General features: G+C 45.0%; 19 protein-coding genes, 1 tRNA gene and 1 pseudogene. 10 read left to right on the forward strand and 11 right to left on the reverse strand.

The window, feature by feature from the left end; genetic code table 11:
* Positions 1-55: 55 nt before the first annotated feature.
* A complete protein-coding gene (locus ACWI_RS12245; protein WP_070371720.1) occupies positions 56-937 on the reverse strand; it encodes a helix-turn-helix transcriptional regulator in 882 nt (293 codons plus the stop codon).
* Positions 938-1,042: 105 nt separating this feature from the next.
* Between ACWI_RS12245 and ACWI_RS12250 the strand changes: the two genes are divergently transcribed.
* On the forward strand, positions 1,043-1,843 hold the full coding sequence (locus ACWI_RS12250) for a 4Fe-4S binding protein (protein ID WP_070371721.1): 801 nt from the start codon (positions 1,043-1,045) through the stop codon (positions 1,841-1,843).
* 129 nt (positions 1,844-1,972) lie between these two features.
* On the opposite strand, the gene ACWI_RS12255 is transcribed toward ACWI_RS12250, so the two are convergent.
* The gene (locus tag ACWI_RS12255; RefSeq protein WP_070371722.1) at positions 1,973-2,797 is read right to left on the reverse strand and encodes an exodeoxyribonuclease III; all 825 of its coding nucleotides are present in this window, start codon (positions 2,795-2,797) and stop codon (positions 1,973-1,975) included.
* Between the two features lie 230 nt (positions 2,798-3,027).
* Here ACWI_RS12255 and ACWI_RS12260 point away from each other — a divergent pair, with 230 nt between their 5' ends.
* A complete protein-coding gene (locus ACWI_RS12260; RefSeq protein WP_070371723.1) occupies positions 3,028-4,008 on the forward strand; it encodes an SPFH domain-containing protein in 981 nt (326 codons plus the stop codon).
* 4 nt (positions 4,009-4,012) lie between these two features.
* Positions 4,013-4,213 carry a type II toxin-antitoxin system antitoxin gene (locus ACWI_RS12265; protein ID WP_070371724.1) on the forward strand — a complete coding sequence of 67 codons (201 nt, stop codon included), beginning with the start codon at positions 4,013-4,015 and terminating at the stop codon, positions 4,211-4,213.
* Between the two features lie 132 nt (positions 4,214-4,345).
* Here the strand turns inward: ACWI_RS12265 and ACWI_RS12270 are convergent, their stop codons facing one another.
* The 3 genes and pseudogenes from ACWI_RS12270 to ACWI_RS12280 all read right to left on the reverse strand — a co-directional run.
* Positions 4,346-4,996 carry an SOS response-associated peptidase gene (locus tag ACWI_RS12270; protein WP_070371725.1) on the reverse strand — a complete coding sequence of 217 codons (651 nt, stop codon included), beginning with the start codon at positions 4,994-4,996 and terminating at the stop codon, positions 4,346-4,348.
* 95 nt (positions 4,997-5,091) lie between these two features.
* On the reverse strand, positions 5,092-6,000 hold the full coding sequence (locus ACWI_RS12275) for a hypothetical protein (protein ID WP_070371726.1): 909 nt from the start codon (positions 5,998-6,000) through the stop codon (positions 5,092-5,094).
* Between the two features lie 192 nt (positions 6,001-6,192).
* Positions 6,193-6,573, reverse strand: a pseudogene (locus ACWI_RS12280) (iron chaperone); the annotation flags it as partial.
* Positions 6,574-6,778: 205 nt separating this feature from the next.
* Here ACWI_RS12280 and ACWI_RS12285 point away from each other — a divergent pair.
* The 5 genes from ACWI_RS12285 (at position 6,779) to ACWI_RS12300 (ending at position 8,821) form a co-directional block, all read left to right on the forward strand.
* The gene (locus ACWI_RS12285) at positions 6,779-7,207 is read left to right on the forward strand and encodes a DUF3788 domain-containing protein (protein ID WP_070371727.1); all 429 of its coding nucleotides are present in this window, start codon (positions 6,779-6,781) and stop codon (positions 7,205-7,207) included.
* 220 nt (positions 7,208-7,427) lie between these two features.
* Positions 7,428-7,694, forward strand: a complete 267-nt coding sequence (locus tag ACWI_RS18535; protein ID WP_479714950.1) for a KilA-N domain-containing protein — start codon at positions 7,428-7,430, stop codon at positions 7,692-7,694.
* On the forward strand, positions 7,621-8,019 hold the full coding sequence (locus ACWI_RS12290) for a hypothetical protein (RefSeq protein ID WP_070371728.1): 399 nt from the start codon (positions 7,621-7,623) through the stop codon (positions 8,017-8,019). The genes ACWI_RS18535 and ACWI_RS12290 overlap by 74 nt, the downstream gene beginning before the upstream one ends.
* An 87-nt stretch (positions 8,020-8,106) precedes the next feature.
* Positions 8,107-8,469, forward strand: a complete 363-nt coding sequence (locus ACWI_RS12295) for a type II toxin-antitoxin system RelE/ParE family toxin (protein ID WP_070371729.1) — start codon at positions 8,107-8,109, stop codon at positions 8,467-8,469.
* The gene (locus ACWI_RS12300; protein ID WP_084633667.1) at positions 8,462-8,821 is read left to right on the forward strand and encodes a helix-turn-helix domain-containing protein; all 360 of its coding nucleotides are present in this window, start codon (positions 8,462-8,464) and stop codon (positions 8,819-8,821) included. Before ACWI_RS12295 ends, ACWI_RS12300 begins: the two co-directional genes overlap by 8 nt.
* A 157-nt stretch (positions 8,822-8,978) precedes the next feature.
* Here the strand turns inward: ACWI_RS12300 and ACWI_RS12305 are convergent.
* From ACWI_RS12305 to ACWI_RS12320, 4 genes are all read right to left on the reverse strand, one after another.
* Positions 8,979-9,068 (reverse strand) — tRNA-Ser (locus ACWI_RS12305).
* Between the two features lie 203 nt (positions 9,069-9,271).
* Complete coding sequence (locus tag ACWI_RS12310; RefSeq protein WP_070371730.1) at positions 9,272-11,311, reverse strand: CotH kinase family protein; 2,040 nt, start codon at positions 11,309-11,311, stop codon at positions 9,272-9,274.
* A 14-nt stretch (positions 11,312-11,325) separates the two neighbouring features.
* Positions 11,326-11,997 (reverse strand): DUF4956 domain-containing protein, encoded by a 672-nt coding sequence (locus tag ACWI_RS12315; protein ID WP_070371731.1) that lies wholly within the window; start codon positions 11,995-11,997, stop codon positions 11,326-11,328.
* 47 nt (positions 11,998-12,044) lie between these two features.
* Complete coding sequence (locus ACWI_RS12320) at positions 12,045-12,719, reverse strand: polyphosphate polymerase domain-containing protein (protein ID WP_070371732.1); 675 nt, start codon at positions 12,717-12,719, stop codon at positions 12,045-12,047.
* Positions 12,720-12,885: 166 nt separating this feature from the next.
* Here ACWI_RS12320 and ACWI_RS12325 point away from each other — a divergent pair, with 166 nt between their 5' ends.
* Positions 12,886-13,566 carry a response regulator transcription factor gene (locus ACWI_RS12325; RefSeq protein ID WP_070371733.1) on the forward strand — a complete coding sequence of 227 codons (681 nt, stop codon included), beginning with the start codon at positions 12,886-12,888 and terminating at the stop codon, positions 13,564-13,566.
* Positions 13,567-13,568: 2 nt separating this feature from the next.
* The gene (locus ACWI_RS12330) at positions 13,569-14,786 is read left to right on the forward strand and encodes a sensor histidine kinase (RefSeq protein WP_070371734.1); all 1,218 of its coding nucleotides are present in this window, start codon (positions 13,569-13,571) and stop codon (positions 14,784-14,786) included.
* 87 nt (positions 14,787-14,873) lie between these two features.
* Here the strand turns inward: ACWI_RS12330 and ACWI_RS12335 are convergent, their stop codons facing one another.
* Both ACWI_RS12335 and ACWI_RS12340 read right to left on the reverse strand, forming a co-directional pair.
* Positions 14,874-17,273: a diguanylate cyclase gene (locus ACWI_RS12335; RefSeq protein ID WP_070371735.1), complete on the reverse strand. Its 2,400-nt coding sequence runs from the start codon at positions 17,271-17,273 to the stop codon at positions 14,874-14,876.
* Positions 17,274-17,499: 226 nt separating this feature from the next.
* Positions 17,500-18,174: an NAD(P)H-dependent oxidoreductase gene (locus ACWI_RS12340; protein WP_070371736.1), complete on the reverse strand. Its 675-nt coding sequence runs from the start codon at positions 18,172-18,174 to the stop codon at positions 17,500-17,502.
* Positions 18,175-18,277 lie beyond the last annotated feature (103 nt).

Consider the following 18,277-nt stretch of genomic DNA (forward strand, 5'->3'; position numbering starts at 1 on the left):
CGAGATTCGACAATTGTTAGACCTGGTTTCTTAGGTTTTAATCACGAACAGAGAATCAGCCTTGCTTTTTTTCACCTTTCGTATAGCAGGCATCACTTTTTTCCCTGGCTAGTTTCAACAGATAGGCCATTTTGTCATCGGTATCGGTGCCAGGTTCGGGAATATGCACGGCCATTTTGAGGTTGGAATGATCCGCTACATCAAAATTGCTAATTTCAAAATCCAGGCGGCCAACAATGGGATGTATCAATTGTTTATAGAGTTCGCCATTATTTTTTATCTCATGGAGTGGCCACCAGCAATTGAAATCGGTACTTGCGGCTTTGAGGTCCTCAACAAACTGTTTAAACCAGGGATCATCAACAAATTTTCCGCAGCTTGCCCGGAAGCGTCCCACCATCCCTTTGGCATGGTGTTCCCAGTCGACAAACATGGTTTTATATTTTGCATCGGTAAACATGGCCCAGACGATGTTTCGCTCAAGCTCATTCATCTCATCGAAATCACCAAAGATTGTGCCAGCCGCATCGTTCCAACCGATGACATTCCATCGCTGGTCGGTGATCAACGACGGACAATGGCAAAGACTATCCAGAACATGTTGCAATGCCGGACTGATCAGATGCTGACGTTTGGAACTTTCCGACGGAAGAGGCTGGTTGGATAGGCGGTAAAGATAAGTTCGCTCTTCCTCATTAAGCTGCAATACCCGGGTCAGGCTCTCCACCACCGAAGTCGACACCTGAATGGGTCGCCCCTGCTCAAGCCAGGTATACCAGGTTAAACTGATCCCCGCCATTTGCGCCACTTCTTCTCTTCTTAATCCCGGTGTCCGCCGCCGTGCAAGCGCTTCAAGCTCAAGTCCCACTGGTGTCATGCTTTGTCTGCGCTTTTTTAGAAAATCACCCAGTTCTCTGTTTCGCTGTTCACCATCCATTTCTCTGCTCCTTCCCGTTAGTATTGATACTAGTATAATCACTCTTCTGGTAACATGATCGCATTTATTGTATTCTGATTAAAAAGTTATTATTGGAGGCAAATCATGAACTACCAAACCCTTAAACTGGTCAGTTTTTCACCGACCGGTACCACCGAAGCTATTCTGAATGCCATTGCCCAAGGTTTTAATCCCGGCGATTTGATCACGATCGATATCACCCGACCGAAACAACGGAGCCAACCCCTTCTACTCGCCACTGATGACATCCTGCTCATCGGCGTCCCCGTTTACATGGGGCGTGTCCCGGAAGTGATTGGCCCCTGGTTAAAAACGCTTCATGCCACAAACACGCCGACGATTTGTGTGGTAGTCTATGGCAATCGCGTCTATGATGATGCCTTGCTGGAACTGCGGGACATCATCATCGGCAATGGTTGTCTGCCCATTGCCGCCGGAGCTTTTATTGGCGAACACTCTTTTTCAAGTTCCGAAACACCCATTGCCGCCGACCGACCCAATCCAAGTGATCTGGCGCTGGCCGAAAGCTTTGGTCGAAAAATTAAGGATAAGCTGCTTACACACCCAAACCCTGACCGCAATTGCCTGATCTCGCCCCCGGGCCAGATACCCTATCGTGGCGAAACGACCCTTTGGGATGTTGATTTTATCGCTGTCAGCCCTGCCTGTAACAACTGTCAACGCTGCTCAAGCATCTGTCCCACCGCTGCCATTAATCCCCAGGATAGCCGTCAGATTGATCATAAAAAATGCATCACCTGCTGCGCCTGTATTAAAAAATGTCCCACCCAAGCCCGATCAATTAAGCCGGGGCCGGTTCATGACGCTGCTAACCGGCTTCACACTAATTTCAAAGCTCCCAAGCAACCAGAACTTTTTTATTAGCAGCAGCATCGCTTTCACCCTTGTTCGTATCGACTGGTGTCCGCTGACAACCGTTGCCCTTTCTGACAAATGCCCAAATGACCTATTTGTCGCCTAAGCCGCTACCGTAAAACCCTGAATCACTAAAAACTAGTCCAGTTCAAACAGTAATGGTGTGTGATCCTGTCGTGGCCCTGAATCAATCATTTCCGATTTGACAATGCGGTTAGCAATCCGATCACTGACCAACCAGTAATCAATCCGCCAGCCCGAATTGTTGACTTTGCTGGTCTTAACCCGTTGCGCCCACCAGGAATAAACGCCGGTCACATCGCCATGCAAAAAACGAAAGCTATCGGTAAAACCTCTGGCCAGGAGCTGGCTGAAACCCTGCCGTTCCTCATCGGTAAAGCCAGCGGAGCGGCGGTTATTTTCCGGATGGGCCAAATCGATTTCCTGATGGGCGACATTAAAATCACCGGTCGCAATGACCGGTTTTTTCTGATCCAGAGCAGCCAAATAATCGGCGTACTTCTGGTCCCAGATTTGACGATCAGCCAGACGATTCAAGCCATCTCCAGCGTTTGGGGTATAAACCTGGGTCAGATAAAAATCATCAAATTCCAGGGTGATGATCCGACCCTCTGCATCCATGGTACCTGGTGCGCCAATGACTGGCCTTGTAACAGCTGGGGTCAGATCTTTCTGGTATAAAAACATGGTTCCGGCATAGCCCTTACGGGCTGGTTGGACGGAACTGCTCCAGACGATTTCATAATCTGAGAACCGGTCACTCAGAATTTCAAAGTGTCTTTTCGTTGGCCCCTTATCCGACAGTTTTGTTTCCTGAATGGCAATCACCTGGGGCTGATGTGTGGCGATCCTTTCCAATACCTGCTGCGATAATTGCGCCCGGGGTGACTCTCCGGTTAATGCCGCATTTAATGAATCAATATTCCATGATATAAACTTCACGCTTTTTCTCCTCGTATCCTAGCTTAAAAAATTCTTTCATTGCCGAAATTGCTTGTTTTTTCTTTATAATTTATGTCTCATCATCTCATAATATCGCTGTCGAAACAATAATTTTTCTTAATCGCTACGCCAATTTCTTTTCTCAGGGCGTCTCTTTTCTCAAAAAAAGATTGCTTAATAAATATCGTTATGATATTATTTTGATATCATATTGAAAGAAGGTATTTATTATGGACGAGAAAATTCTCCATGGCAAAAAGCATGGTATGCTGGTATTCCTGATCTCGCTGCTCATTTATGCCGCAGCCCTTGTCGGTCTTATCGCCACAATTGCCACTGACGGTAGTGGCATTGTGATTGTTATTTGTCTTATTTTGCTTTGCACCACCTGGCTGCTCTGGCCGGGGCTGAAAGTACTTAAACCTCAGGAAGCTCTGGTGCTGACCCTTTTTGGTCATTATGTCGGTACCATCCGAGAACCGGGATTTTATTTTGTCAATCCATTCTGTAGCGCCGTTAATCCGGCAGCCAAAACCCGTTTAATCCAAAGCGGTGATGTGAAGGGGGATAAAGATGCGGCAACGGCCGAACCCGCCTCACGTAAAATTTCCTTAAAAATTATGACCCTTAATAATAGTCGCCAGAAAATCAATGATTGTCTTGGTAACCCCATCGATATCGGCATTGCCGTTACCTGGCGCATTACCGACACCGCCAAGGCTGTCTTTAATGTTGACAATTACAAAGAATACTTATCCCTGCAGTGCGACTCTGCCCTGCGAAACATTGTGCGACTTTATCCCTACGATGTGACCACCAATGTCGATACCACCGGCGACGGGATTGCCGACGAGGGCAGCCTGCGCGGTTCCAGTGAAACCGTGGCTAAACGAATCAAAGAAGAAATTCAGAGTCGGGTCGATGAAGCCGGGATTGAAGTGGTGGATGCCCGCATCACCTTCCTAGCCTATGCCCCCGAAATTGCCGCCGTCATGCTGCAAAGACAACAGGCCTCAGCCATTATTGATGCCCGTAAAATGATTGTTGATGGTGCTGTCGGAATGGTGGAAATGGCTTTGGCCCGTCTGAATGAAAATGAAGTGGTGGTGCTTGATGAAGAACGGAAAGCCGCCATGGTGTCAAACCTCTTAGTCGTTTTGTGCGGTAATCATGATGCCCAGCCGATTATAAATTCAGGCAGTCTTTATTAGGATCATGGCCGATAACAAAAAAAAACAGATCCCCCTCCGACTTTCCCCAAAACTTTATGATGCCATCGCCGCCTGGGCCGAGGATGATTTTCGATCCGTTAATGGCCAAATCGAATACCTCTTATCCGAATGCGTACGGCAACGGAAAAAAAACGGGAAATATGTCTCGGATGAAATAGACATCCCGCCCGAATTGGATATTTAAAAACAATCAATGCTGCTGTCGGGAATTGAGAAATATAGGCATCAATCGGGTTGATCTCATCAATTTTAGTCGTGGTGGTTCACTTACTCTACTATTAATTTAAACAACCCATTTCGTTCTCCGTTTCTTTACTTAAACCACATCATGATCATTTTGGGGCGGGAAATCATGGGCTAACAGATCGACGAAGCTATACTGCTTCTCGCCCTGAATCAACTCTCTTTTGAGGACGACCTGATTTTCGCTGATGATTTTAATCGCAGTCTCCGTGGATTCCAGAAACCCCCTGGCCTGATTGGTAGGAATCACCACTGGCATCCGGTCATGAACTTCCGCCACCAGTTTTACCGGTGGCTTTGTCATAATCAGAAATTCATCAGGCCCCTCTTCCTGCCCATGAAAAAAGCCACCAAGATACATCAGCCCGTCAGCACCACTAAAGCGGAATTTCTCTTTTTTCGCATTCCATTCATAAAACCCCACCGCCGGAATCAGACAACGACGCTTTAGAAAATCATCCCGAAAAACGGCTTTTTCCAGCACCGTTTCGGAACGGGCATTAATCAACAACGTCTTTTTTTGATAATGCCGATTATACCCCCATTTAAGAAGCCTAAGCGCCATTCCCTGCTGATCCGGCCCGGACACATAAACCGGGGCCAGATCGGTTGGGTAAATATCCCCTTTTTTAATGGTTACATGATATTTTTTATTGACTTCTTCAACAATCGCCTTAATCGCTTTTTCTTCTTTGTCAGAATAAAGAATATAACGTCCACACATATTTTACACCTCGCTTTTTATAACTGGTTGTAATTTCGCCTGTAAAAAGGAATACTGCTATCGACTGCTGCGCCCTTTACTCACTGCTTCTCAAATTATTTTACAATCTCCAAAAATGCGGCTTCATATGGTGCCCGCTTTTCTGATTGCAAGGCATTATCCAGCCGCAACAAGATATTGCCGATCTGATAGGTCGTTCCTGCTGCATCAGAAAAAACCGTTAAATAATCGTAACGCTGTTTCGCTACCGCATAGTCCTGATAAACTTCCACCGATCCACCGATGGGTTCAATCTGATTTTCCACCTGCTCAATGGAGGTATCTTCAAAGCGGGCGGCCTGGGCTAATTGGAGATTTGGCTGTTTTAATAAACCCGTTGCATAATCAGGATCGGTATATACCACCACTTGCCCAATCGGTTGTCCCATTGCTTTTAGCTGCTCGATGATTTCCTGCGGTGACAGGGTGCAAAACAATTGCGCATCCTGTTGTTCTTTTGCTTTTTGTTTTTTTGCCGCTGCAATCAAACTTTCAAAGCTAAACTGCTCGGTCTTTTGATAACGGCTATCATAGGTGGTTTTACCTTCTTCGGAATCTGAAAAAAGATATAAGGTTTCCTCCTCTACTTTAAACCGGATCTTCCGCTTTGGTGTATCCACGTCATCTAAAAATAACTCCAGATAGTTTTTATTAATACCACCGATCTGCCACTGACCTTCCGAAACCGTCAGTTTTCCATCATAACCATTATAAAAAGTGACAGACCCATTTTCGCTAAAAGCATAGCCCGTCATTGCTGTATCATTTAAATCCCCCTCACTGGGCACTAATTCCCAATTACCAACGAGTACTGCTTTATTTTCAGCACAGCCCGAAAGTACCAACAATGAGCTAACCAGAAACAGAAGTATCACTAACCCCTTAATACCTGTTCGTGTCTGCATCTTTCTTATATTTATTTCCCCCATTTGGAAAAAGGAATCCTTTTTCATGCTTTTCTTCATACTATCCTACCACCTTAAAACACCTTTGATAATTCTTCCAGATAGACCAAATTTAAATCATTTTTTGCAACGCTCATCATCTTATTCTGTTTGCTTTCTTCTGTATAATGATTCAGTAAATCAACGGTCATCCTGCTTGCCAAGCTCAGGGTCATCGTTCACATTTTTATTCTTGATTCCAGCTTCGGTCTTACGCTTCTTTTGTTTATTTTCACTAAGTATCTGATTCTCTGCCACTCTGAATGCAACGATTTTTTGGATCAGATCAAAGGGGATTGGCTGATTGAGAGGAAATTGAACCGAGCCTTTGGCACCTTTATATTTTGACAATTCTTGCTTGAATTTTTCGATACCCGATGGGGCGGGATAAAACCCGATATGGTTTTTATAAGCCGCAAAATGAACCAGATTGCCGCCCTGATAAAAAGTCGGCATCTGATAACTGATTTTTTCTTCCGCTTCGGGCGCCGCTTCTTTAATAACTTGCCGGATCTCCTGAAGGATTTCCTGAATTTCTGCCGGGAATTGACCAATATAGGTATCAATGGAGTTAACATTTTCTTTTTTAATCATTGCTACTTTATTCCTTTCGACTTTAGTATAAGTGTACCAATCACCATCACAATTTACCACTATTTTTATGTTTTACTTGACCTGTCTGAGGCATGGTGATAAATTCTAAATATAAAATTATCGGTAATTGGGAAAAAACCGGATTGGACATCCTGCTTCTGCACCTATTCCTGCTACGATTGCCAGAAAATATTGGAGGTTCCCCATGGAATGGAGTCTATCTTTTGAACAGGACCATGAACCAACCCTGGCTGAGATGATCAGTTTTGTCAATAATCCGCTCTGGGTTGATTTACAAAGCTTTATTGAAACCACCTATCATATCCAACCGGTCATGAATTACAGCCGTTGCTCCGCCCAGCACGGCTGGAATCTGAAGTACCGGAAAAGCAGCAAATCCCTTTGTGTTCTTTACCCTATGGATGGCTATTTTATTGCCCTGGTCGTAATTGGAAACAAAGAGCTTAACGAAATGGAAGCCTACCTTCCCCAGGCCAGCCCAGAAATTCAGGCCCTGTTTAAACGAACCTCCTTTGCTGCCGGCGGCCGCTGGCTGATGATCCCGGTTACCTCGGAACGGATTCTTGACGATGTCAAAAACCTGATTCAAATCCGGGTTCGACCGAAATTGTAATGGGCTTATTACTGGATTCTGACAGGCTTTATTCGCACTAAAGGGGCAATCTAGACGCTCGACCAGAAAGGTATGAATTTTCAAAGGAGAATCAAATGAAAATAAATGCAAATGGACGTGAAATAAGAATCCTCGGTTTTGGTACTGATGATGAAAATTAAGCCTAACCGATATTGCGATATACAAAAGTGATGATCCAACTGCAGTAATTGCCAATTGGATGAGAAATAGGGATACTGTTGAATTTCTTGGTTTATGGGAATCTTTTCATAATCCAGATTTTAAACCCCTCGAATTCGAGGGGTTTAGAAGACAGGCGGGATTAAATGCTTTTACAATATCACCCAAGAAATGGATCGGAAGCGTTAATGCAATCGGCATAACTAGCAAACCCGGGAGATACGGCGGAACTTATGCCCATTCAGACATTGCCTTTGAATTTGCATCATGGATATCCCCTGAATTTTACTATACCTCAATCATCTGATTATACCTTAGAAACAATGAATCGTGGGACTATTATAAAATTTGATGGCAATATTGAAGTACCTTCTGAATTTGATATGACACATCTGATAGGACAATTCAAGGGCATGATTAGTCAAGAAATTTCATCAAAAATGTCCGATGGTGAAGCGGAAGTATTTGTAAACTTTTTTGAAATATGCAATCCAAAAATTCCGATTATTAGTCAATTCGACACTGGTGACGTTATTTCATTAATAGAATCAGAAAACCTTTTAGTTCAATACCCTGATATTGAAGATTATGAGATCAACTTCAACTATACTACCAAAGGAAATACTCCATAAGAATGAAATTAATTAAAACAGACCGTGATTAGCAATTGACAAACAATAACTCGCGAGTTATTATAATATAAACAGGGGGTGTGAGGTTTGCACAAAATACTTTTTTATAAAGACCCAAAAGGCAATGAGCCAGTATTGGATTTTATCAGAGAATTAAGCAAAAAAAACGATAAGGACAGCCGTGTTAATCTCAATAAGATCAATGATTACATCCAAATGCTCAGTAAATACGGTACAAAGATCGGCGAGCCATACATCAAGCATTTAGAGGGCGAAATTTGGGAGATCAGGCCCTTAAGAAATAGAATCTTCTTCGTCGCCTGGGTAGATGGTAGTTATGTATTGCTACACCAATTTATAAAGAAATCACAAAAGACCCCTAAACGAGAAATCGAACAAGCCAAACGAGAATTGGCATTCTTAAAAGAAAGTGGTGAAAATAATGAATAATAAAGCAATTGGTAGTAGCTGGACCGATGTCAGAAAAGAAATTTTTACACCTGAAGAAATTCTGGAATCAGATTTAAGGGTTGCTCTCATGGGTGAAATCATTAAAGCACGCCATGATAAAGGGATTAGCCAGAAAAAGCTTGAAGAATTAAGTGGTGTCAGACAGCCAGTGATTGCCAGAATGGAAAGAGGTTCTACCGATCCCAAATTAACAACAGTCCTGAAAATTTTGGAACCGTTAGGAATGACTTTGACGATTGTGCCCATAAAGGAAAAACGCATGCGTCTTAAACCGCCGTTTGAACTCAATCTTTCTAAAAATGGCGGTAAACATCCTATAAAAAGAGGCTAGCCAATGAGCCTAAAGTTTTGAAAGAATGGACGCATTAATCAAGAGTCTTTAGGGGTCAAAAAATCTCTTTGGGGTAACCTTAGGGGTCAACCCTGCAAAGAGTATAAAAAAACAGCCACAAACGGCTGTATTATTCGATTTCTTTATTAATTTCAAATGGCGGAGAGAGAGGGATTCGAACCCTCGGTACGCTTTCACGTACACACGCTTTCCAGGCGTGCTCCTTCGACCACTCAGACATCTCTCCTCAGGTAGAACAAAAAAATTATTCAATTTTTTCATGCTTGTTGATTATACGGTAATTGACCCTAAAAGTCAATCTTTTCTTTGTAAAACCCCTTTTTTTCTAAACCAACCGCTTCATTGCGCCAATTATTTTATAAACGGCGGTTACCTACTGGCACCCGCCGCTTTTAACTTATCGCTTTGTTGGTTTAGCAAAGCTGTTTTTTATCGTTTATAACGCTTTGCCACCAGAATCCCCAACAGCAGTACCAGACAGGAGCCTCCCAGAAGCATCAGGGATGGGAGATCCATCGTGCTTGCCGTGGTATCACTGGGCCTGGTGCGCTCCTCTGGCTGATTTGTTGCATTTTCTGACTCGGTTTGCCCATTCCCGGTCTGATTTTCACCAGCAGCCAAATCGCTCTCTGCCGTTGATTGCGTATTGGTTGCCGCCGTGGTCGTATCCGCATCGGGTCGGTTTGGCGGTTGCCCTTTGGCGGACTGCAGAGCCGTTGCTGACTGCTCACTGGTAGCATCGGCATTGGCCGTTTGATCGGTCCCTTGCATAGTCGGTGCTGTCATTTCCCGGTCCATACCACCACCCATACCGCTGCCCATGGCCGCAATGTCAAGACTGCTGGCATCGAGCAGCGCCGTTGGCTGAGCAGCCTGTCCCTCGGTGGTCGCCGGAATGGTTCCGTCCAGCTGGCCGCTGATGCTTTCGGCCCGGAGGGTACAAAATTGCTCAAGTACAGCAACCCCGGCCTGATACTCTTCATAAGTACAGAAGGCCGTCGGATCGTCTTTTACATAATCCGATATCAGAGCCGTAGCCTGATCGATGGTCTCGGTACATTGACCACTCTCAAAATAGCCGGAAATAAATTCCTGAAAATACTGATGATATTGTTCTAAATACGCTTCATTGGAAAGCAAGACACCCAGTAGCGGTCGCTCGTCCATGGTGGTTCCCGATACCGGGGTATCAATGGGATTGTTCACCAGGGTTGTTGCTTCATCGGTGCTGGTAGCCGTTGTTGTTGTCCCGCCACCCATGCCGCCACCACTGAAATTGCTAAAAGCCAGATTATAATCCCAGGCAATCATTGATAATTGGCCCTGATCTTCCCGTAAATAATAGTTATGTTTCATGCTGCCAGTGTAGCTGTCAAAATTGTCGACGAAATTATGCACCACAAAATATTTAAGCACCGCTTCCACATCCACCACCGTTTCCAGATTTTCCCCGGCATTAAGCTGTTTAATGGAATCAATCAGTCGTTCTTTATCGCTGGTGGTGACATCAAAAACGGCCCCTTCCCAGATATTTTCGTAGCTGGAGAGTTCATCATCGGAATAGATTAGTGCCACATCATTTCCCGAGTTAACGCCCATTCCCATTTGGCCGATGTCCGGAAACTGACCAGCATTGGCGGCCGTTTGATCGGGCTGACCGGTCGTCTCGCTGTTCATTTCCGGAGGTGTACCGATGTTTTGTGGTTGAAACCCATCAGCAGTTTGGGAAGCACCGTTTTGGTCGGTCGTTGTCTGACTGTCAGCGGTTCCCTGCGGCCGTTCCGGCATCTGGCTCATATCGGGCTTTTCACCATCGCCCATTTCTTTGTCACCCCCAATTTGCATGCTGTCGGGTTTATAGATATTGCCATAATCCGAACCGTAATTGCGCTGGGCAAAGGCTTCTTCCACCCCTTCCACGGCCAGGTAGAGACCAAAATATTCACCATTTACCGACACTTTTGCAAAGCTCGCTAGCGGTGCCGCTACTCCCATATAAGCCATCATGTCATAACTGAGGTATTCTTTTAAATAAGTATTGTCCGAAATGATATTGTTTAAATTGAGCTTATCCAAACCATGATAGGTTAAACCGTCACTGTATTTGTCAAAGTCAATCTTGAAGCTATAGCGCTCCGAATCCGACGAGACCACGCTGGTAAGCGATGAATTGCCCTTGGGCCGAATCGCCACATTGTCAAGGGTTTCGCCATCAACGGTAATGGTACAAAGCTGATATTCTTCATCGGCGGCATTCTCCTGCAGATTGTTCCAATCCGATTCAGCAATCTCAATGTCGATGGTATGAACCATGCTGTCGTCAAATAATGTCGTTGCATAACTCAAGTCCGTACTGCCACTGACGGTGATCCCCAGGCTTTCGCCAAAATAGGCGAAAACCAGTCCGAACATCAGGGTGATGATGCCAATGATGATGCAAATCCGTTCAATATTTTTGTGATCGGCCAATCGGGTCACCTCGCTTAATTCATAAATTCGCCATTATAGCTGACCAGGACGGCATGATTAACATTTTTCAACTCAACCACCTGGTTAATAAAGTCGGTGTTATCATTTTTGAGTCGCACCTCGATGTTCAGTTCGATACCCTCCCGGGAAACTGTTTTATTTTTGATAATGCTTTTGGTAACACTGGCATCGATGAATTTTTTCACTTCTGCTTCAGCTTCCCGATCGCTACAGTTAACCACGATAATATAGGGTATCTCATTGGGTTTGCGGTTAACAAACACCAGCAGAATGATCCCGATCAATACCGAACCGAGAATCGCCAGGGGAATCATCCCGGCTGAGAGGACAATCCCGGCAGCAATCGACCAGAACACAAAGGCGATGTCCAAGGGTTCTTTGACCGCCGTTCTAAACCGGACAATCGAAAGCGCCCCAACCATCCCCAAGGACAGTACCACGTTGCTGGTAATCGCCAGCATCACAAAGGTGGTGATCATGCAAAGGGCAATTAAGGTAACTCCAAAGCCGGATGAATACATCACCCCCTTATAGGTTTTTTTATGAACCAGATGGACAAATACGCCAATCCCAAAGGCCAGAATCATGGCCATGGCGATATCGATCATCGATACCGATGTGACATTGTCCAGAAAATTTGACTTAAAAATATCGTTAAAACTCATTTAGATCTCCTTGTTGATTTGCGTAATTGAATTTGTTAAACAAAAAATTAGCTGTAAATCCGGCTGGCTGCGTATTTTGAAAAAGCCGTTTGTCTTCGGCCATCCAGCTGGATGATATCGGCAATCACGGCGGGAATAAAGTTATCATACTTCACTTCCAGCAGCAGCTGCTGATCCCCGGCACAAACGGTGGGTAAGTCGGGATTAAACAGATCCGTGCTGAAAAGACCGGTGCGGATGTCCCGGTCAATCGTAACCCGGACGTTTCCGGGTCGATAAACAAAGGCCTCCCGTTTATAGTCAACAATGGTTTTGGGCCTTAGCTGGCCCGACTTCATTTTGGAATAGAGCTCCACCACCAGGGGTTCTGAACTTGTAGCCATCCAGTCGGTATCATGGGCCAGAATCGCTTCAACCTGCTCCCTGGTAATATTGGCCTTGATCTTGGCACAAAGGCCATTGATCTTGCTCTTTTTTTCCAGATTGATAAAGGCAAAGTCTTTGTTATAACAGCGGATTCTGAATTTTTCCCGATGGTTGATCCCACTGATCTTATCCTGCAACGCCACGTCCCGATAATTATCAAAATACAAACTGCGAATCTGGTATTCGCCTGCTTCATCGGTATTGACGTCGGGCTGCATCACGGCTTTTAGCTGCCTGCGCAGAACCAGGTAATCCAGATAATTAATATAATGTTTGTGTTCATGCCGAAATTGCATGTCGTACCTCCTTTTGTGATTTAACACGTTCTTAACAAAACCTATGATAGTGAGGCTAGCTTGAATAAAGATTGAAGCAAGAATCTCTTAAGCTGGAGTTCAAGCTTCATTCAATTAAAGATGCTATAATAAAAAATAGCGATTGGGACGAGGAGGTGTTTTTAGCATGCGGCTATTACTGGTGGAAGATGAATGGGGACTGGTCGAAGCCCTGAGAGCAATTTTTACCAAAGAAAATTATGGCGTGGATATTTGCATGGATGGCGAAAGTGGTCTGGATAATGCCCTGACCGGGATTTATGATCTGATTATTCTGGATATTATGCTGCCCCGTAAAGACGGCCTGGCGGTTTTACAGGAGCTGCGCAAGGCTAAAATTGAAACTCCGGTGCTGATGCTGACGGCCCGAGCCGAGCTGAACGATAAAATTGCCGGATTGGATCGGGGGGCGGATGACTATCTCACCAAGCCCTTTCAAACCGGGGAACTGCTGGCCCGAATCCGGGCGGTGACCCGACGCAAAGGTGAGGTGGTGACGAATGATCCGGGCTGGGGCGATCTGACCTTACGACAAAAAACCCGGGAGCTTTGCTGTGGCAATACGACGGTAAAACTGGGTTTGAAGGAATTTTTGCTGTTGGAAACCCTGATGATCCATTCCCGCCAGATCATTTCCAAGGAACAGCTGATTGAGAAGGTTTGGGGCTTTGACAGCGAAGCTGAGTATAATAATGTGGAGGTCTATATTTCGTTTCTGCGAAAAAAGATCAGTTTTGTGGGATCTCAGGTCCAGATTAAGGTTAACCGGGGGATCGGTTATTATCTGGAGTTGTCGGTACAAGGGTAAGCATGATGATCAGAAACCTGAAACGCCGCTTTGTGGCAACGATTATGATTATCCTATCGCTGGTTTTTGCCCTGATTCTCGGTTCCATCAACTATTTCAACTACCAGTCCAGTGAACGCCAGAGTATTTCTCTGTTATCAGCACTGGCCGATAATGATGGGGTCATTCCTCCGGCTACTCCTGGAACTCCAGGGGCGGCTAATCCCCTGCCACCAGATATTTTTGAGCGGGAAAAAACCTACTCGGTTAAGGTTAATGCAGCGACTAACCTCTTCACCATCAATGGCAGCAGCGATACCAGCCAGGTATCTCAGGAGGTTCTGGATCTGGCAAATCAGATGCTCGCAAAAAACAAAGTTTCCGGCGCCCTTAACGGTTACCGCTATCTGGTTGTTGACAAACCCTATGGACAACTGCTGGTTTTTGTCGATCAACGAATTTCCAATGCGATGGCGGATCGGCTGCTAACCACCTCCCTGATCATTGGCAGTATCACCCTGCTGGTGCTCTTCTTTGTCTCGCTTTTTCTGGCCAACCTGATGGTTAAACCCGTGGCCGACGCCTTTGAAAAACAGAAGCGATTTATTTCGGATGCCAGTCATGAACTCAAAACACCCCTCTCCGTTATCAGCGTCAACGCCGATGTTTTAGCCGGAGACATCGGAACAAATCGACATCTTGGCTATATCCAATCTGAAACCGACCGGATGAATACCCTGGTCAACGACCTGCTCACGCTGGCCCGGCTGGACGCCGACAAAACGCTCGGGGTTACCTCAACCTTTGATTTGAGCCAAGCCATAAAAAGCATTGCCTTAAGTTTCGAGAGCATTGCCTTTGAGGCGCATAAAAACTATGCCCTTGATATTGAGAACGGGATCACCTATCGGGGTGATGCCAATCAGATCAAGCAGGTTGCCGCCATCCTGATTGACAATGCCATTAAACATACCAATGATGATGGGGAAATTGAGCTCACTCTTAAGCGCATTGGTGATAAAATCCATCTTGAGGTATTTAATACCGGTGCCGGAATTCCTTACGATCAGCGGGATAAGATTTTTGAGCGCTTCTACCGCTACGATGAATCCCGTTCAAAGGCTACCGGCGGCTATGGCCTGGGGCTGGCCATTGCCAAAGCGATTGTTTGCGAGCATCAGGGCAAAATTAAAGTAAGCAGCGAAGTCGGCAGTTGGGCCCGGTTTAGTGTGATCCTCTAAACTGCTGCAGCCCCAAAAACAGCACCTGAAAAAAGCCATCCGGATCTTTTGATCCAGATGGCTTGTTGATGTTCTGACTGCGAGCTCCTAGTTGGGAAGATTTCTGATCATGTTAACAAATTCCCGTTTAATTTCCGGGTCAAAATGCCCTTCCAATTGCTCCAGCTGGCTAAGCGGATTTCCCTCTAATCCCAGGCTGGCTTCTTTCTGGGCCAAGGTCAGGCGATCATAATAACTGGCCACTGCAACGACTCTTGCAATAAAAGGAATTTCTTCACCCTTTAAACCCTTGGGATAACCAGACCCATCCCATCGTTCGTGATGATGCAGCACCGCATCGGCCAGGGACATGGTATCATCAAAAGCATTGAGAATCCGATATCCCATAATCGGATGCTTCCTGATTTCAGTTAATTCTTCTTCGCTGTGGTTACTGTTCTCAACCAGCAAGTCTTTATGTAAGACAATCTTGCCGATATCATGAAAATAACCGGCCAGTTTCAGCCGTCTGATTTTAACATGGGGCAGTTCCATTGACACTCCCAGATCATGACACCATTGACTAACCCGCTGGGCATGTTCCTCTTCCTGGGGACAATCACTTTGCAGGCTGGTGACGATGGAATCCAGGGTTGAGCTCTTAAAATCATCCCGTTCCAGCACCTTGATGGCATACATTCGTTCTTCAGCGAATTCCAGGCATTCCATAATACTCTGGTTCATCGCAGTTTTAGCCGCACAACCGAGAGAGATATTCCCCCGGATGAGCTTGACGCCATCCTGGGCAAACTCGGTTTTAATCCGCTTTTTAATCTGTTTTGCCTGTTCAATGGTGGTTTTTGGCAGCAGGATCACAAATTCATCGCCGCCCCAGCGGGCAATGATGTCATCAGACCGGCAGACTCGGCGCATCACATCGGCTATTTTCTTCAGAAAAACGTCCCCGTGGGCATGGCCGAAAATATCATTGGTCAGTTTTAAGCCGTTGACATCCCCCATGATAATCGAAATCGGCAGATTTCTTTCGGTATCCAGCCGCAATAACTCTTCTTCCAGAAAACGACGGTTATAAAGCCCGGTCAGGGCATCGTGAAAGCTCAGATATTCAATCTCTTTACGTTGCTCCTTTTTCTCGGAAACGTCCCGAAAAACAAGCACAATCCCCACCGTTTCACCCTTTTCATTTTTAATCGGCGCCGCACTGTCCTCCAGGTGAAAGACCGATCCATCCTTGGCTGTTAAAACGGCATGATTTTTAAGTTCCTGGGTCTGATCCGTCGCCATCGCTGCAACGATGGGATCTGCAATTTCCTGGCGACTGTCTTCATGGGATAAAACAAAAACCTCCCGATAATGCCGCCCTTTTGCCTCTTCATTGGTCCAACCGGTCAGTTGCTGGGCCACCTTATTGAGCATTTCGATCTTGCCCTGGGGATCCACCACCATGACCCCATCGCCTATGGAAATCAGGGTCTGGAAGTATTTACTGCGTTCGGCAAACAGTTTATTCTGGATATTTCGCCGCTCCACATTCGTTAAGACCCCGTTCATTAATACGGTTATTTCATACACATCATTATCGCCATATACGTCAACTTTACCGGCGAAGCCCACCACCGCTGTGATTTTTTCATCAATAAAAATGGGAACGGCGATAAAATTGCCGGTAATCGTCGATCCCCCCGGAAGTCCGCATTCTGATGCTAATTTGTCGACTTGGTTATTTAAGATGACCGGCTTGCGCTGACGTACCGCATCTCCCCACAGCCCGACTTCCTCCAGTTGGTAGCTCTGCTTAAGGCGCATCATATCCGCCCCTTTAATTAGGCCTTTAGACCAGGCTTTGAGGGTAAATTGCCGTTTCTTTTCATCATAAAAACAGATAAAACCGCTATTGCTATCGGTCAGTTTCAGGACTTCATGCAAGACATAGTCCAGCTGCTTCTGATCATTCCTGAACTTCTTGCTTAAAACATTCACCAGAATCTTGTTTCGAAAGAGCACCCGCTCCTGTTTTTTTATCAATTTTTCTTCATCGGTGATTTCTCGAATAAAAGCGCCGACCCCAATCCGGTCATTTTCTAATTCCACGGGAAATTTCTTGACTTTGAAAATACGGTTTTTGTGTTTTTCTTCATACTCAATTGTTTTTTTAGTTTCGATAACCTGCCGATCAGTCACAAGAATCGACGACTCAAAAGCTTCTGCCTCAAGGGACGGATCGATCTGGTTAATGCGCTCCGGCACCAACTTCAAAAAATGCGACTCGGCAGCCTTATTCAAAAAGACGTAGTTCAAATCCTCATCTTTCAAATAGATGGCTGTTTCATGACCATTCATGAATACATCACAGATGTTCTTAATGCTTTTTGTCTCCGCATTGTTGTCTGTCAATTTTTTTTTTGTTTGAACGAATAATAGCAATAGCGTCACGACTGCAATCACAAGTCCAACAATCAATAGACTATCTGCCGCTGCTGGTTCCATTCTTTTATCTCCTCATCCAACCTTTTCCACTCATGTCAGACTCTTATATAAAGCATCAAAATCTCATTTTTTCACTTGTAAAGGTTTTCTTTTTACTATTGATTTCATTATTATATAACAAAATTAAATTAATTCCTATTTTTTTATCAAAAAAAACACTATTTTTATTTAATCTTGTTATTAACCACAATATTCCAAATTCAATTCAATCAAATACTCATGGGGTTTATTCAATTGTTTCCAGAATTTCCTCAGTTTTTCTTCTCGTTTTCGGACGATGATCCCGGTTTTTATACCCAAAGGCAATCATGCAGGATAATCCAAAGTGGACGGGATCGAGAATCCCCTCCTGCACCAGCACGACTTCGACCTTTTCGGTATTAAATCCTTCCATCGGGGTGGAATCTACGCCCAGCATGGCGGCAGCCGTCAGCATATTGGCCAGTGGAATATAGGTTTGCTTGCAGGCCCAGTCAAAAAAAGCCCGATCGTTTCCGGCGATTTTCAGATCATCCTCCTGAAAGCTCTTCAGTTTATTTTTACGGGCGGCTCGCAAGTCGTCAGTGAAATGCTGGATATCGTTCATAATGTACTCCACATAGTCAGAATCCGGCTTTAGATCAACCGGTTTTCTGGCCAGAATCAGGACAAAGTGGCTGGCGCCATCGAGACTGACTTCTGCGCCCCAGGCGAAGGGTTTAATTTTTTCGCGAAGCTCCCGGTTATTGAGCAGCACAAATTTCCAGGGTTCCAGCCCCATCGAGCTGGGTGAGAGCCGGGCCGCCTCCATGATCACAGCAAAATCTTCATCGCTGACCTTTTTATTGGCATCATAACCTTTGCAGGTGTAGCGATTGTTAAATATATTCAGAATCAGGTTTCGAGTTTCTTCTTTTTTCATCTTGATGGCCTCCCATATTTTTTATTATCTTTTAATATATTCCCTTTGAAAAATCACTCAAACATGACATGTTATTATTTTTTTCTTTTCGCCCTCATTTATC

This window comes from Acetobacterium wieringae, assembly GCF_001766835.1.
GTDB lineage: Bacteria > Bacillota > Clostridia > Eubacteriales > Eubacteriaceae > Acetobacterium > Acetobacterium wieringae.

Coding starts and splice junctions, on each gene's coding strand:
- ACWI_RS12245 (WP_070371720.1), bottom strand. CDS start 937: ATGGATGGTGAACAGCGAAACAGAGAACTGGGTGATTTTCTAAAAAAG.
- ACWI_RS12250 (WP_070371721.1), top strand. CDS start 1,043: ATGAACTACCAAACCCTTAAACTGGTCAGTTTTTCACCGACCGGTACC.
- ACWI_RS12260 (WP_070371723.1), top strand. CDS start 3,028: ATGGACGAGAAAATTCTCCATGGCAAAAAGCATGGTATGCTGGTATTC.
- ACWI_RS12265 (WP_070371724.1), top strand. CDS start 4,013: ATGGCCGATAACAAAAAAAAACAGATCCCCCTCCGACTTTCCCCAAAA.
- ACWI_RS12270 (WP_070371725.1), bottom strand. CDS start 4,996: ATGTGTGGACGTTATATTCTTTATTCTGACAAAGAAGAAAAAGCGATT.
- ACWI_RS12275 (WP_070371726.1), bottom strand. CDS start 6,000: ATGAAGAAAAGCATGAAAAAGGATTCCTTTTTCCAAATGGGGGAAATA.
- ACWI_RS12285 (WP_070371727.1), top strand. CDS start 6,779: ATGGAATGGAGTCTATCTTTTGAACAGGACCATGAACCAACCCTGGCT.
- ACWI_RS18535 (WP_479714950.1), top strand. CDS start 7,428: ATGAGAAATAGGGATACTGTTGAATTTCTTGGTTTATGGGAATCTTTT.
- ACWI_RS12290 (WP_070371728.1), top strand. CDS start 7,621: ATGCCCATTCAGACATTGCCTTTGAATTTGCATCATGGATATCCCCTG.
- ACWI_RS12300 (WP_084633667.1), top strand. CDS start 8,462: ATGAATAATAAAGCAATTGGTAGTAGCTGGACCGATGTCAGAAAAGAA.
- ACWI_RS12315 (WP_070371731.1), bottom strand. CDS start 11,997: ATGAGTTTTAACGATATTTTTAAGTCAAATTTTCTGGACAATGTCACA.
- ACWI_RS12320 (WP_070371732.1), bottom strand. CDS start 12,719: ATGCAATTTCGGCATGAACACAAACATTATATTAATTATCTGGATTAC.
- ACWI_RS12325 (WP_070371733.1), top strand. CDS start 12,886: ATGCGGCTATTACTGGTGGAAGATGAATGGGGACTGGTCGAAGCCCTG.
- ACWI_RS12330 (WP_070371734.1), top strand. CDS start 13,569: ATGATGATCAGAAACCTGAAACGCCGCTTTGTGGCAACGATTATGATT.
- ACWI_RS12335 (WP_070371735.1), bottom strand. CDS start 17,273: ATGGAACCAGCAGCGGCAGATAGTCTATTGATTGTTGGACTTGTGATT.
- ACWI_RS12340 (WP_070371736.1), bottom strand. CDS start 18,174: ATGAAAAAAGAAGAAACTCGAAACCTGATTCTGAATATATTTAACAAT.